Genomic DNA, 14,873 nt, shown 5'->3' with positions numbered 1-14,873 from the left:
ACCATAGTCTATTGCTGCTTTGGGCTCAGACCGGCTGATCTCCGTTTCGCAGGGGCCTGGGAGGTTGAAAAATAGCCCGCCATGCGAAGACGGCCCTGAGCCGACCTTGAGCCAATCTGCGACGAAGGTCCGGAGGGAGCCCTTCTCAGACATTGGGGTCAGGCGCAGCATTCGTCCTGCATGACGGCAACAAGACACTTGCCGCGTTTTGACCGAAGGTCCGCCCTGCGACTGGCCGGGCCTCCGATCGGCAAGAGCGCTACGCCCTCTGCAGCGTCACTGGCAGCACGGGATGACGCGCGGGTCGTAGACCGGTTGCGAGTTCGGCACGCCACCCCCGAAATCCTGCGGAACGGTGTAGAAGGCCTGTGTCCATGCATGGACGTCCAGTGGTTCGAACAAGCTTTCCTGCGGCTCGTTGCGGATCGGCTGGCCTGGGTTCACGCCGCGCAGCACCTCGCCGCCATCGACCACCACCACGCCGTTGACGATCACGAAGGGAATGCCGGAGGACGGCAGATTGCCCTGCGCGTAGGTGGCGTTGTCGGTCACTGTCTCCGGGTCGAAAATCGTGATGTCGGCGATCATGCCCTCCTGCATCCGCCCGCGCTCCTGCATCGCTTTCAGCCCCGTAAGACCGAGCGGGCGCGCCGAGTTCCAGCTGAGCTGGGCGACGCTCTGCATCAGGGGGATGCCGTTCTCGCGCCCCATGCGCAACGTCCGCGCGCAGCTGCCGGCCCCGCGTGGGTGACTGTTGGGCAGATCCTCGAAGGGCGTATCCCATGTGATGCTGTCGTCGAGGATCGGCATCCCGTCTGACGCGATCGCCACGTCAGGCAGCCGCAGCCAGTCGACAATGGCGTTCTCAGGCATCTTGTAGGCCAGCACCAGCCGCGCGGGCTCGCGCGCCATCATCTCCGTGCGGCTCTCCTGCGTGTACCATTCCCCGGTCAGCGCATCCTGGATGGTCTCCTCGTACTTGTAGCCGAGCTGATCTACCCAAATCTCCGGTTCGAGGAAGACGGCGTTCAGCGCCGTCGAGCCCGCCGCGTAGGGGTAAAGCTCGCCCCACATGTTGTGGCCTTGCGCGCGCATCCGCACCAGCAGCTCGTGCACGAGGTTGTAACCGGGGTTGTTAAAGTGACAGGCGATGGCGGGCGCGCCGAGCGCGGCGGCGTTCGCAAGCATCTCTTGGATACCGTTCGCTTCGCTCGTGTCCGTGCCGGGCGTGTAGCGGAAGTGGAAGGCGCAGGGTCTTCCATAAGCTGCGGCGATGCGCTGGATCTCGAAGACCTCGCGTGCCGATGCGCCGTCGCGCATGTAGCCGAGCGTCGAGCCGATGCCGACTGCGCCCGCGGCGAGGCCCGTATCGAGCACGCGCAGGATCTCGTTGCCCTTGTCGAGGTCCGGGCGGGTATGGGACCAGCCAGACTTGTCCGAGCCGCGATGGTTCATGGCCTCAGGCGCATCGATCGTCGTGATGCCGTCGAGCACCAAGGTACGCGCGAATTCGTGGCAGCTGGCGCAGCCGTAGTTGATCTGGTTGGTCCCGGTGCGCTCTGCGTACCAGTCATCCACCAGCGTTCCGAGCGTCCCGATCTCGAGGTCCATAACCGTCGTTCGCCCGTCGAGCAGTGCGAGCTTGTTGCCCATGGGCCGGGGCCAGTGAAAATGCGTGTCGATGAAGCCGGGCGCGACGACATGGCCGCTGGCGTCGATCTGGCGGCCGCCCTCGAGCGGTTCGACTGTGATAGCGGCTATCCGACCCGCGCGCACGCCGACATTTGCGACCTGGTCAAACCCGGTCTCGGGGTCCATGACCCGCCCGCCAATGATCACGAGGTCGAATGGCTCCCTCGTCTGCGCCAAGGCTCTACCCGCGGACCCAATGGCGGCCGCACCCGCGACAACACCAAGGTTGAACTCCCTGCGGGAGATCTCGTTCTCGCTCATGTTGTTCTCTCCTCTCTATTTCGGTTGGGCGATGCCGACGGCGACGGCACGCGCCGCAGTCAGGTTCTTTGGGTTTGGTTCCTGCATTGGGCGTCTCATGTCGTCGATGCAGGGCGTTCGGTGGAGAGTTCGATCTGCGCTGTGCAGGATCGCCTCTCCACCTGATCCGTGGCTCTTGTCGCCCCGGTTATTGGAAGACAGTACCGGAGAGGTCGAAGTCGTCGACCGCCCCGTCGCCCCGAATGAAGATCCGGTGGTTGAATCGTACGTAGTTCAGTTCGCCAGACGGATCTTTGAGCAATTCGCCAAGGGCTCCCTCGTTCGGGCCTTCGGTGATGATAAAATAGCCATCAGCCGTATTGGCCACATTGGCCGGCGCGGGATCCGATCCGCTGGTCAATGCGGAGAACTGCACAAACACATATTTGTCGCCCTCTTTGCGGATCTCGATGTTTTGGGAATTCCCCTTGAAGACGCCGACGAAGGGATCGAGCACAGCCGGATCAACGCCCGCTGCGACCGGAGAGTCGGCCTCGATGCCCGTGAAGGCTTTGACCATTGAGTTCGCAATTTTTTTATAGGCCTCGGCTCCGCGATCGCTGTGGACCAAAACCACCACGGCAAAGTCGCGATCCGGGATCAGCTGCAGAAAAGACCGCGTGCCGGGCCAGTTCCCCCCGTGGCTGGGGCTGGTGACCCCGTCGTAGTCATGGACGAACCATGTCAGCCCGGTAAAGTCGCCGGCCTCAGCCTCGACTGCCGGAGCGTGGGCATAGTCCAGTGCTTCTTCGGACAGCAGCTGGTTCCCGGCGGCGTCCTTGCCGTCCAGCTGAAAGCGGGCGTATTTCAGCATGTCGTTAATCGTCGAGCGGAGCGCGCCGGAGGCTGCGGACTCTCTGATCAGCGGAATGTAGTACGGCGTGAGATCGTTGACGTCGCCTTCGCCGTAGATCGGCGGATGACCCCATGCGTAGCCTTCAGCCGGCGGGGTGGGGTCGTAGTTAAAGGACGACGAATCCATGCCGAGCGGAGTCAACAGGTTCTCTTCGATCAGGTCCTCGATCGGCTTTCCGCCGGCATGCGACACCACATGGGTCGCGAAGGTGATGCTGGTGTTGTTGTACATCCAGGTTTGATCGAACGGATAGAGCTGCTCGACGTAAGCCGCCTGGAGCATGACCTTCTCGCTGATCGACCCGCCCGGAGGAACACGAAGGAACCCATGGTCGCCATACCAACCAGCGCGATGGTGGAACAGGTCAACGACCCGCGCTTTCGACGTTGCGTCGGGATCCGCGACCCTCCACCACGGTAGGAGGTCGACGACACGCGCGTTCAAATCCAGCTCGCCCCGTTCGGACAGCTGCAGGGCCACTGTCGACAGGAAGGTTTTGGTCACAGAGCCAATTTGAAATTGCGTATCAGGGGTAACGGCCTCGTTGGTGCCTACCTTCGTGATGCCGAGGCCGGCGCTGTAGGTGTTGGGCCCATGGATGACCCCGACACCAAGCCCCGGGATGTTCATTTCCTTGATCAGTTCAGCAGTTTCGGCGAGGACCGCATCAAAGGTCGCCTGGCCCTCTTCCTGTGTCATGGCCTGCTGTGCGAGTGCCGGTGTGACGCACAGTAGCGACGAAACAAGCAGGGCAGGTAGTGGTTTCATTCGGTTCTTCACTGAGTTTTTCCTTTGCATTGGAGTCTTCACTGGAGTTTTCCTCGCGGGATAACGATGGCTTTTGGCGGAGAGTTCGGTCTTCGCCGGGCAGGAGCGCACTGGCAGGGTCTGCAAGGCGAAGTTTCACCGTTTACTGCTTCGCCATCTGCCCGACGTGGAAGTAGTCGAACAGCGACCGGGCGACCTCGGCAATTGCCCGATCCCTGTCCGTCTCGGATGTCTCGCTGCTCTTGGTGAACACGGCGATTGCAAACCGACGACCGTCGGGGAGCGTGATATAGCCGACGTCGTTGGCCACTCCCCCGATGGTTCCGGTCTTGTTCGCCACGGGCGTTCCCTTGGGCAGCAGCCCCTTGAGCCGACCAGCGCCGGTGCGCGTGCGCGACATGACGTCAATCAGGAAGTCGCGGCTCTCGTCGCTCGTCGCCGTGCCATTGTCGATGGCAAGCAGGAGTTGCAGCATCGCAAGGGGCGTTGCTTGGTCGCGGGGATCCGCCTCGAAGTCCAGATTGCGGTCACCCATGATCGTCAGGAGCTCCGGCCGGGTCACAAAGGCCTCCGCGGCGACTTTCATCGTGGCTGGTCCCGGCAGGCCATAGAATTCCCCGATGATCTCTCCAGTCGTCCGATCGACCCTGAAATCGGTGATCCCGAGCCTGCGCAGATATTCGGTTACTGCCGCGGGTCCGCCGGCCAGTCCCATCGAGATGTCGGTCGCCGTGTTGTCGCTCTCCGTGATCATGATCTCGATCAGGTTCGCCACCGAAAGCTGGAGCCCGGGGTGCACGAATGTGTCGCTCAGCGCCGCGTCCCCGATCATCATCATGTCGGGTGTGACCTCGACCATCTGGTCGAGGCTGAGTTCGCCTTTGTCGACGCGATCCAAGACCGCAGCGGCAATCGCAACCTTGTAGGTGCTGGCCATGACGAAGGTTTCATCGCCATTGAACGCGATGACGTCGTCGCCACCGATTTCCTGCGCCGCGAAGCCGATGCGCCCGGCAAGTTTCGTCGCGACCCGCTCGATCGCGGCTCCAACGGACTGTCCGTCCGCTGTCTGGGCGTATGCCGGGCCGAAGGTCGCCGCCGAAACTGTCATCAGCCCGGCAATAAGCATTGCTGCCAAAAGGGATTTTTTGGCTTTTACGGTGTTTTTCTTCGACATTTCCTGGCTCCAATGCTTTCCGAGATCGCCAAGGCCGTGCGGCCATCGCCCGGGTCTCATGGTCTACGGCTTGTTGATTAACATGCCAGGGGCGCACCCTGTTTGCGGCTCATGCCACCAGTGCCATATACATGTCCTAGAAGGTTAACCTGACGGCATTGAGGGAGCAGCACGCATGCCACTTGTGTCATAAACATGTCCCACAAGGTTAACCTTAGGGCGTTGAGGGAGCAGCAAGAATGAGCAAGAAATCTGGCCCGAGGTTCACGCGCGGAATGTTGATTCTGTCACCGTTCGCAAAGGCCTTCACCTCGCGGGGCGGCGATATTGAAGCGATCCTGGCCCGAAACGGCATTCCCGTCGGTGCGCTGACCGACCCTGCGATGCTAGTTGACGCGTCCGCCTGTTATTCCGCCATGGAGGATATGGCGGAAACTCTTGGCGATCCATATTTTGGCGCAAAGGTGGCAATAGAAGTAGCGAGGAAAGGAACGCCTGCGTTCCGGGATTCGGCGACCCATGCTCTCAACTTGGGAGATTTTCTGTCCCGGCTGGTGGTGGAAGTCTCAAAGCAGGTTGATAATGTGTGGTACTCCGTTTCCATCAAACCCGGCATTGTAACCTTCGACATTCACCGCACCGTCAAGGTCATTAAGCGGTCGACACAGTTGGATGCAGTCGGCGTCGCACTTTATGTGACTTTGATAAAGAAAGGGATCGGAGAAACCTTCAACCCAAAAGACATCCTGATCACTGTACCGACCACCCAGGGGCTTCTGCCGGGTTTTCTTCCGAAACATGCGCTCGTCACATCGCAGATCGACGGAATGCGGATTTCATTTCCGACGCACTGGCTTTGGGCACCATTCTCGCTGGACTGGGAATTGGTGAAAGTGTCACGAGGGGAGTTTGCCGCAGATGGCGCCAGCGAAGCGACCCTTTCCTATCTTCGCGGCATGCTGATGGACAACATCGCTTATCAGGATCTGACACTGAACAACTTTTCCTCGATCTGCAGCATGCATCCACGCCGCATCCAGCGCATCCTGTGGGCACACGGCACCTCCTACAGTCAGATGAAGGACGACGTGCGCCAGAGCGTCACCGAAGACCTCTTGTCGAACACGACCCTGCCCGTTGCGCAAATTGCCCTTCAGGTAGGTCTCTCCGGCCCAGCCGCCCTTGACCGTGCATTCAGGCGATGGACCGGTAGGACTCCGACACAATTCAGGGCAGACTCGAAGCCGAAACAGGGATAACCCGCCCCGCGCGAAAGCCCTCACGGTGATGTAGGGTAGGTGCGTGCCGATCCTAAAGGAGCAGACGAATGCGGAAAAGCCGTTTCTGGCGTTACGACTACAACACGGTCAAACCGCAATCATCGCTGGGCAACCAGACACCGCTGCAAGTGTGCTTGCGCAAGACGGGCAACCCGAATACCCAGTCCAACCTGCAGACTCTCATTTTGACTGAGGGACCAGCGGAGGGCAGGTCACGTCGCGTGTTTACGCTCAACCTATGAAATGGCGAGATCTCTTCCGATGTTCTTTGGCGTAGATAAGGTGAGGTTCAAGGCTTGTGTTCTATTGCTTGTCACAAGTCTTGGAATTGTAGGCTGCGGTCCGGCGGAACGCGGGATGATCGGCCTGGTAGCCGAACCTCAGAATGGTGATGCGGCCAAAAATCTCAGAAAACACGAGATCTTCATCCTGACCTCGCGTGCTCCGGACAGTGATCCAACCATTTTGTTCTCGGGAAAGCGATCGTCCGAAATTGGGTTGGCGAAACTGACGGTCAGTGTGCCCCCGAACCACACCCCCGGCAAGATAGAGAGCCCCCAGTCCGGCATCCCCCGTCCAGCGGAGCATTTCACCGCAACCGATCCAGCAATCTTTTCGTCCGAAAGCGATTTCGTCTCCGACTTGCAGGCGGAATTGAACCGGCGCTCTGTCCAAAACCGGAACGTTTTGATTTTTGTGCATGGCTACAACACAACCTTTTCAGAAGCAGTTCTTCGGATGGGTCAATTCGTTGAGGATTCCGGCTATGAGGGCGTTCCAGTTTTATTCAGCTGGGCTTCCGGCGGCCATTTGTTGGACTACGTTTATGACATGAACAGCGTCCTGGTCGCGCGGGATGACCTGTTGCTCGGTGCTAATCTTATCTCGAAAACCAATGCAAAAGCCGTAGATGTCCTATCGCATTCCATGGGCAATCTGCTGACGGTCGAAGCAATGCGACAGGCAAAACTTAACGGCACCTTGAACCGGACAGGTCGGCTTCGCCATGTCATTTTGGCGGCACCCGACATTGACGCCGATCTGTTCCGGCAGCAACTGGCACCGTTTGCCGACAATGAACGGCAGTTCTACATTCTTATCTCTCACGACGACCGGGCTTTGAGTTTTTCCCGGCTTCTTGCGCGGGGAGTGCCGCGGGTCGGTAATGAGGACGTTGAAGATCTGGCAGGACTTGGCGTGACAGTCTTAGATCTGTCTGAGATCGACGTGAATGGTTCAAACCACTCAAAATTCGCAGACTCGCCCGAGATAGTGCAGTTGATTGGCAAGAGACTAAGCGTCGATGGAGTGGGGACGAGGAACGGTTCGGATCCACTCCTCTCGTCGGTGCTGATGCTGCCAATTACAGTCACCGCAGCGACGTTGGCCCGGTGACTGCCGCAACGTCTGAGCATCAACGAGCGAACTTCGGGTCATATCTTAAACGTAAACGCAATGGTTGCGTTAAAGGACCCCGCAACGAAGGCGTTTGACCTCTTGCCGGTCAAACCATCGGACATCATCACGGATCATGCAACTAAGACAACAGAGCGGTTTCAATCGCCAGCTTTCACCATCATGGCGGCGCTGATTTCGAACAAGCGCGTGTTGCCACAGATCACGATGATGGAGCGCAGGCGGGAGGCTGGCGCAACTGCTGTCATTGAAACTGTCTGGGTATCCAGCACCTGTGCAACCATTCCGTCCGGCGGTGTCGTGGAAATCACCGCGAAGACCGATGGCACGGCAGAACGATCTGCCTTTCCAATTTTCAGGCCGACAGTATATCCTGGTGTTGGCAGCGTGAGATCGCCGCTCACGAAAAGGAGGGGGGATGCCCCATCATGCGGAGCCGGGGTGAGTTTTCCGACCCAGTTGCTGCTTTCGATCACAGGGCAATCATCGGATGGCGTCGAGGAAGACATTTCGCGCTCGCTCTGGGCTTGATCCGACTGGTTTTGCGCGTTGCACGCAGTTGTAGCAAGCATCGGTAAAACCGCCAGACAGAGTACCAAGGCTTTCGATTGTGTCATGACTGGATCCTCCTGAAGTTAAACCCGTTTCAACGCCGCTTTTGCGTCGCGCGACATCAAGAGCTGCTGAATCGCAGCAGCCTAAGACGTCCTTGTAGTACGGTTTTGTTCACACCACGCCCCCCGAATGCCTTAGGCACGGCAAAGGACGTATAGATCCGAGCCACGACTAACAGCGGCTAACAGACAATAGTAGGCAGAAATTTGACGCGCTGCAGCCGGGAAATAAGATCAAATTCCGGACGAATGCAGGACCGGATGTTGAACCAGAGCCTCGACTTCCTTGGTTGCCTTCTGCCCTTTTTCTGGCCGCATGGCAGGATCAGACAGGAGCCGAAGCGGCTCTGGCGCTGTCTCAGATCTTGTGCTTGATCTTGCTGCCAGTCCCCGGTGCCAGAGCGGGTTGGGTTCTGGACCAAAGTGTATTCCCGGCGATCCTCGGGACCGCTTTCGCGGGCGGGATCGACATGCTGCTGTCGATTATCAAATACGTCATACACTGACCTGCTGCGCGGCTATTCATTCATCGCAGGTCGAAGGCGCCAAAGGTTTTCACCCTGCGCGACGAGGCCTTGCCGCGCGTCGGCGCGTTCGCCCGCATGCAGCAGTCGGCGCAGATCTTCGCCGACGGCTCGACTGTAGATGTGATAAAGATGACCCGTCGGTCCTTCGCTGGGAAGGTCGCTGAGGTCGATCACCTCGACGCCCGCAAGTTGGGAGACATCGTTTCCCGTCTCCCCAAGCCGAGGGTAGCCATGCAATTGCGCCGAAAGCGCTAGAGGTCTGTCGCCGCTCGTCACGTAGACTGTGATGCTCTTCGCGATGAGGCGGAACCGGGGAAGCATGCGCTCGAAGATCGCAAAATCCATGTCCGGCGCCAGAAGCACGACATGGCCAAGCTGGATATCCGGATGCCGATTGGCCACTTCGGCCAGCGCCAGAACGACACCCCGAGCACCAAGGCTGTGCCCGATGACATCCACGTTCCCGGCGCCGAAGCGCCGCTCCAACTCAATGATCGTGTCCTTAATGTCCGGCAGGCTCCAGTAAAGATCGGCTTCGTCATGGGTGTAGTAGGCCGGAGCACCGTCCGAGGGCCAACTGAACCACAGGAACCGCCCCACAAGGTCGGCGTTCTGCTGCAGCAACGCAGCGCGGCGGCAGCCTTTCTCGAAGCTGATATAGTATCCGTGGACATAGAGCGCCCGACCACGTGCGCCGGCCGTTCCTTCTAGCCGATCCAGGATGGCGCCCGGGTCCGCTTCCTCCACCGTCTGAACGCGGAGGAGTTCCTCGCGCAAGAAATTCGGAGCCATGTCGGCAAGGGGCGCCAGAACGCCAAGGTCGAGCTCTTCGACGCGGCATGCACCCGCTTTCAGATCGCTGCGTTCTCCTCCATAAAAGTCAGCTGGATCATCCGATCCTGTCTTGTTGCGAAGCGTGAAATAGGGGAATTCCAAGGCCTGGATCTCCGTCTGGGCCTTCGACGGCACGGGGAAGGTGCATGACAAGGCGCCGAGGCAGAGCATGACGCCCATCAGGCGGGCGAAGGATGGTGCGCACATTTTCATACCCGATATGTACCTCAGCCGCGCTTGCCGAAAAAAGGACCCTGGCGTTTGCACCATGCACTTTCACCATGAAGGCACAGGCTCTCGCACATGCGGTGCACCACATTGGCATTTTCGAATATAGCAGTGGGAAAATAAATGATTGCGTCGCTTCGCAAGTCTTTTGCGCGTCGGGCGGCCTCGTGACAAGGTCGGAACCGAGACGTCGAACCCAGGGTAAAAGAGGCAACATGAACAACGGGGAAATAGCCAGGATCATCGGCAAGGTCTCGGTGCCGTGCTTGCTTCTCGGGCTGCTCTTCTTTGCGGCCTCGCTGACCCCGTCGCTCATCCCGCGCGGACCGGCTGTGCAAGGACTCCTCGGCGGGCTTGTCATGGCGATCGGCTACTTGATCGGCCAGATCGGTGCGTTGCTCTGGCGGGCGGCCGATCTTCCGCAGTTGTCCGGGCGGCCGGCAAACGTCCTGACAACGGTGATCGCGCTTCCACTCCTGGCGGTCTTTCTTTGGGTACTTGGATCCAGTCTGCGGTGGCAGAACGACATCCGCGAAAAGGTGGGCATGGAAGACGCGGATGCGCTTCAACTCACCACAATCCTGTTGATCGCGTTTGCGACCTTTGCCATCGCTTTCGCCCTTGGACGCGCTGTCGCCTCACTGTTTCGCCTGATCCGATCAAGGTTCTATCGCATTATGCCACCGCGGCGCGCCAATGTGCTGGGGCTCATCGCGGTCGTGCTGATTTTGTTCGTGGTTACGCGCGATGGCATCGTCGATGAGGTCGTAACGGGCCTCGACGAAAGCTACGAAGCCGCTCAGGAGCTTTTCGAGAATGCCCCGCCTCCCCCCGGCGACCCACGCATGACCGGCAGCGCAGAGTCCCTGATCGATTGGGCATCCATGGGCAAGCCCGGGCGGGACTTCATCACCTCCGGCCCAACATCCGAGGATATCTCGGCCTTCACTGGTCGGCCCGCGCTTGATCCGATCCGCGTCTATGTCGGGCGCGCCAATGGCGAGACGCCCGAGGCGCGGGCCGAACTGGCGCTTGCCGAACTGATCCGGCAGGGTGCGTTCGACCGCGACGTTCTGATCGTAGCAAGCCCCACCGGAACCGGCTGGATGGACCCGGGATCCCACGATCCGGTCGAATACATGCATGGCGGCGATATCGCCACCGTCGCCGCACAGTATTCCTACCTGCAATCGCCGCTGGCTTTAATCCTGGAGACAAACACCGGGCTGGAACAGGCGACCGCGCTTCAGGATGTGGTGCATGGGTACTGGAAGACGTTGCCCGTCGATACGCGGCCCCGTCTATACGTTCACGGGCTGAGCCTGGGCGCCTGGTCGTCGATGCATGCCACGAACATGTTCCGACTGCTCGACGATCCCATCGACGGCGCGTTCTGGGCCGGTCCGCCCTTTCCCTCTGCCTTCTGGAACCATGTGCAGAACCAGCGCAATCCGGGCACACCCTGGGTCCTGCCGGAGATCGGGGACGGGTCGCTGATCCGCTATGCGTCCCACACGGCGGATGCGTCCGAGGCTGCGGCGGAATGGGGGGACATGCGCATCGTCTTCCTGCAATATTCAAGCGACCCGGTCGTATTCTACGACCCCCGGTCGCTCTGGCGGACGCCGCCCTGGATGCGGGATCCGTCGGCCGAGGACATGACGGAGCACTTCATCTTCATGCCCGTCGTGACGCAGTTCCAGCTGGCGCTCGACATGGCCCTGTCCTTTGGCGCGCCGCCCGGACACGGCCATGCCTACTTCGCGGAGGACTATATAGGGCCCTGGGTTCAGGTCACGGCACCCTCGGATTGGACACCCGAAGAAACACAACGGCTGAAGGCGCATTGCGATGTCGGCTACCAACTCGGGTGCGCCAACCGGCAGCCGTGATCTGGCGCGTCATGGCGCAGGTGCCCGGCTCTCGCGACGCCTGAAAACGGCCACGGCTGTCATTCGGGGGTCTCGACAAAATGCAAGACGGTGCGTCCGTCGAAATCCGTCATCACAAGACCCGCACCATAGCGCACGTAATCCGAAACCTGCGCGAGCGCCGCGAGGAAACGCCGCTCCTGCGCCTCTATCTCATAGGGGCAGGCCATCATGGTCCCGGCTATGTTTTCGAGAAAGGCAAGCCCGAGGCCGGATGGCTGCATCTGTCCCCGGAACCGATTGCAGCCTCCAAAGGCTGAGACATTCATCTCGTCGTCGATCATGAGCGTGGCCGGATCATCGTTGGGCCATGCTTGGCCAAAGACCTCCGTCACGGTCCAAGCCACACCCGAGATGCGGCGCGGCACCGCGACGTTCGTACCCGTGTCGGTCACCATTGTGAGCACGATATCGAACGCTGGTTGATCCGGCCCGGCCGGGAGCTCAAGCGTCTTGGTTGCACGGAACTGCTGCCGTCCATCCGGTGACAGGATACCCGGACTCACCGTCGACGCCCCGCGGGTCATAGCTCAGGGAAACGGTCATCGGGACTTCGGTCATCTCGAAACCCTGCGAAGCTATGGCACCGACGTGCCCGTCGGCGTTCACGACCTCAAGGAGCCGCACGTCGAGTTGCGCTACGGGGGAAACGCAATGCGTTCCCGAAAGGAAACCATCACTGAGAGCGTTTTCATCTGCGCCTCGGCGAATGTTGGGGCTGCCAAGAGCCACGAGAACAGTGACAGAACGCCGGAAAGGCCTCGCATGTTCTACATCCTTTCCCAAGCAACCCAGATTTTCGGAAACCGTTTCATTGTCCGCATATTCAAGTCTACGAGACTCATTTCGAGATGGGTAGCTTACTCGCGCCCGTTTTGGTTTCACGCAATACCGCATGCTCTAGCAAAAGCACAAAGGCAGGAGTTGCTCGCATGTTTGCGCCTGCGGCCGCATCACGGCGTAGTTGCTCAGTATCTCCTCGATCGCCGATCCCTCGGGCAGCAGAGCCAATTGTTGAACCGCCCGCGCCTGGAACTCCCTGCTGTGTTCGACGACAGGCGTACAGGCCCAGAGATTGCCAAGGTCAGAAGCGCCCGTTGCACAGTCGGTCAGCGAGATCGTCGCGAGAACGAGGACGACGCGCCGCCGCCTCGAGCATCCGTCGGCTTATGGACACCGCTCAAATCGACCTCCTTCTTTCCGACATCAATGTGTGGCCGTTCAGCGCTAAGGCGAGATCAATTCACTGGCCTGTTGACCATATGATCGTCAGGGAACTCGCATACGAAGGTTGATTGCTAAAGAGCGCGACGGGACGCGAAATCACGCGATCGAAACATGAACATATTTTGCACACGACGTTCCGCAAGCTCTTGAAATCCTGTCAGAATCGTCACCATCCATCACCGGGCAAATTTTACTGCGGTCCGATAGCAGCTCTTTGGCCAAGTTCAGACCTCGTAGTTAGAGCAAAGATCGGCTGTTTCGAGAGCCGACCTGCGGCAGCGCAGAATAGAACACGGTTCTGGCTCCGCCGCGGTGTCCGCTCAGCAGACAGTCACGTGCCTTAGTGAAAAAGTCCGCTTTTTGAACGTCGGCCCGACAGTCTGGCGACCGCAGCGAAAGTCGGCTTTCCCGAATTCCGAACGCTATTTTGCGGGCGCGGCGAACTTCCGGTTCCCGCCCATGCCGTTGAAAAACTCATTGTTGCAGCGCGGCAAGCCGTTTGATTCACTCAATTTATGGAGATCGGGAGGATTGGGCGATGATGGGGGTTCAGAGGGCCGAAGCACAGCTCTTTTATGCGTTTGATCTGGAGAGCCACGTACCCGCCGACCACCTACTTCGGGAGATCGACCGGTTCCTCGACATGGACGGGATGCGCGAGCGGCTTCGGCCATTCTACAGCCATACCGGCCGACCCTCGATCGATCCCGAGCTGATCGTGCGGATGCTGGTCATCGGCTACGTGATGGGTATCCGGTCCGAACGGCGGCTCTGCCAGGATGTACATTTGAACCTCGCCTATCGCTGGTTTTGCCGCCTCGACCTCGACGACAAGGTGCCGGATCATTCCACCTTCTCGCGCTATCGGCATGGCAAGTTTCGCGAGAGTGAGCTCCTGCGGCAGGTGTTCGAGGCGACCGTCGAGCGCTGCCTGAAGGAGGACCTCGTCTCCGGCGAGGGCTTCGCTGTCGATGCCAGCCTGATCCCGGCCGACGCCAACAAGACCCGCTCCATCGCGGCCAGGGATTGGAATCCTGATGTCGCACGTGAAGCTGGCAACCGGGCGGCGCGGGAATATCTGGAGACCCTCGACGATGCGGCCTTCGGTGCGGCGTCGCCGGTGCAGCCGAAGTTCGTCGCGAAGTCGGACCCGGCAGCTCAGTGGACCCGCGCGGAGGAAAGCCGCCCGTACTTTGCCTATGCCACGAACTACCTGATCGACACCAAGAGCTCTGTAATCATGGACGTCGAGGCGACAAGAGCGATCCGGCAGGCCGAGGTTGGCGCGTCGCGCACCATGATTGACCGGACCGAGCAGCGCTTCGGCATCCGGCCGGAATGGCTCGCGGCAGATACCGCCTATGGCAATGCCGAGAACCTCGGTTGGCTGGTCGAGGAGCGCCAGATCACCCCCTTCATCCCGGTGATCGACAAGTCAGAACGCACCGATGGCACCTGGTCGCGGTCCGACTTCGAATGGGACCCCGAGAACGATCAATACATCTGCCCGGAAGGCCACGCGCTCAGGCAGTTCCGACGCAACTACTCCGACCCAAACCGGGGCAAGGATATCACGGGACGACGCAAATATCGGGCGCTGAAATCCGACTGCGATGCCTGCCCGTCGAAGCATCTCTGCTGCCCGAAGGTTGATGCGCGTTCCGTCACGCGCGAAGAGCACGAGGACGCTCGCGAGGTCGCACGAGCTTGTCGGACCACGAAGGCCTACAAGTTGTCGCGCGACAAGCGGAAGAAGGTCGAGATGCTCTTCGCCCACCTCAAGCGCATCCTGAACCTCACGCGGCTGCGGCTCCGTGGGCCGAACGGGGCCAGGGATGAGTTCCTCCTCGCCGCCACCGCCCAGAACCTCCGAAAGCTCGCAAAGCTGCGACCAACATTCGGCCAGATGGAGGTCACGGCATGATCTGAGCGCTCAGATCACCTGAAGCCGGTAACCGTCAGACCAGCGTCCGGCACCAAGAAGGCTGCTTCATCATGCCGAGAGCGATCACGCCGAAAATCC

General features: G+C 59.9%; 11 protein-coding genes and 1 pseudogene. 5 read left to right on the top strand and 7 right to left on the bottom strand.

The window, feature by feature from the left end:
• Nucleotides 1-276 precede the first annotated feature (276 nt).
• The 3 genes from QKW60_RS07935 to bla all read right to left on the bottom strand — a co-directional run bounded on the left by QKW60_RS07935 (nt 277) and on the right by bla (nt 4,793).
• On the bottom strand, nt 277-1,953 hold the full coding sequence (locus tag QKW60_RS07935; protein WP_263741475.1) for an amidohydrolase family protein: 1,677 nt from the start codon (nt 1,951-1,953) through the stop codon (nt 277-279).
• Nucleotides 1,954-2,140: 187 nt separating this feature from the next.
• Nucleotides 2,141-3,616 (bottom strand): serine hydrolase domain-containing protein, encoded by a 1,476-nt coding sequence (locus tag QKW60_RS07930; RefSeq protein WP_282367757.1) that lies wholly within the window; start codon nt 3,614-3,616, stop codon nt 2,141-2,143.
• Between the two features lie 142 nt (nt 3,617-3,758).
• Entirely contained in the window at nt 3,759-4,793 is a 1,035-nt protein-coding gene (gene bla / locus QKW60_RS07925; protein ID WP_282367756.1) for a class A beta-lactamase, read from the bottom strand.
• Between the two features lie 239 nt (nt 4,794-5,032).
• Between bla and QKW60_RS07920 the strand changes: the two genes are divergently transcribed.
• The 3 genes and pseudogenes from QKW60_RS07920 to QKW60_RS07910 all read left to right on the top strand — a co-directional run bounded on the left by QKW60_RS07920 (nt 5,033) and on the right by QKW60_RS07910 (nt 7,468).
• Nucleotides 5,033-6,052, top strand: a complete 1,020-nt coding sequence (locus QKW60_RS07920) for an AraC family transcriptional regulator (RefSeq protein WP_263741478.1) — start codon at nt 5,033-5,035, stop codon at nt 6,050-6,052.
• Nucleotides 6,053-6,123: 71 nt separating this feature from the next.
• Nucleotides 6,124-6,262, top strand: a pseudogene (locus tag QKW60_RS07915) (IS3 family transposase); the annotation flags it as partial.
• Nucleotides 6,263-6,430: 168 nt separating this feature from the next.
• Nucleotides 6,431-7,468 carry an alpha/beta hydrolase gene (locus QKW60_RS07910; RefSeq protein ID WP_263741479.1) on the top strand — a complete coding sequence of 346 codons (1,038 nt, stop codon included), beginning with the start codon at nt 6,431-6,433 and terminating at the stop codon, nt 7,466-7,468.
• A gap of 161 nt (nt 7,469-7,629) precedes the next feature.
• Here the strand turns inward: QKW60_RS07910 and QKW60_RS07905 are convergent, their stop codons facing one another.
• Together QKW60_RS07905 and QKW60_RS07900 are read right to left on the bottom strand one after the other, a co-directional pair.
• Complete coding sequence (locus tag QKW60_RS07905; protein WP_282367755.1) at nt 7,630-8,106, bottom strand: hypothetical protein; 477 nt, start codon at nt 8,104-8,106, stop codon at nt 7,630-7,632.
• Between the two features lie 515 nt (nt 8,107-8,621).
• A complete protein-coding gene (locus QKW60_RS07900; RefSeq protein ID WP_282367754.1) occupies nt 8,622-9,671 on the bottom strand; it encodes an alpha/beta hydrolase in 1,050 nt (349 codons plus the stop codon).
• A 236-nt stretch (nt 9,672-9,907) separates the two neighbouring features.
• Between QKW60_RS07900 and QKW60_RS07895 the strand changes: the two genes are divergently transcribed.
• The gene (locus QKW60_RS07895; protein ID WP_282367753.1) at nt 9,908-11,584 is read left to right on the top strand and encodes an alpha/beta hydrolase; all 1,677 of its coding nucleotides are present in this window, start codon (nt 9,908-9,910) and stop codon (nt 11,582-11,584) included.
• Between the two features lie 59 nt (nt 11,585-11,643).
• Here QKW60_RS07895 and QKW60_RS07890 read toward each other — a convergent pair whose 3' ends face one another.
• Nucleotides 11,644-12,129, bottom strand: a complete 486-nt coding sequence (locus QKW60_RS07890) for an META domain-containing protein (RefSeq protein WP_282367751.1) — start codon at nt 12,127-12,129, stop codon at nt 11,644-11,646.
• The gene (locus QKW60_RS21040) at nt 12,068-12,520 is read right to left on the bottom strand and encodes a YbaY family lipoprotein (RefSeq protein ID WP_419762655.1); all 453 of its coding nucleotides are present in this window, start codon (nt 12,518-12,520) and stop codon (nt 12,068-12,070) included. Before QKW60_RS21040 ends, QKW60_RS07890 begins: the two co-directional genes overlap by 62 nt.
• An 868-nt stretch (nt 12,521-13,388) precedes the next feature.
• Here QKW60_RS21040 and QKW60_RS07885 point away from each other — a divergent pair.
• Nucleotides 13,389-14,774, top strand: a complete 1,386-nt coding sequence (locus QKW60_RS07885; RefSeq protein WP_282367749.1) for an IS1182 family transposase — start codon at nt 13,389-13,391, stop codon at nt 14,772-14,774.
• The last annotated feature ends 99 nt before the right edge of the window (nt 14,775-14,873 follow it).

It is taken from the genome of Albidovulum aestuarii (assembly GCF_029961185.1).
GTDB lineage: Bacteria > Pseudomonadota > Alphaproteobacteria > Rhodobacterales > Rhodobacteraceae > Albidovulum > Albidovulum aestuarii.
The sequence above is the reverse complement of the archived record's forward strand: the minus strand, read 5'-3'. Positions and strand labels throughout refer to the sequence as shown.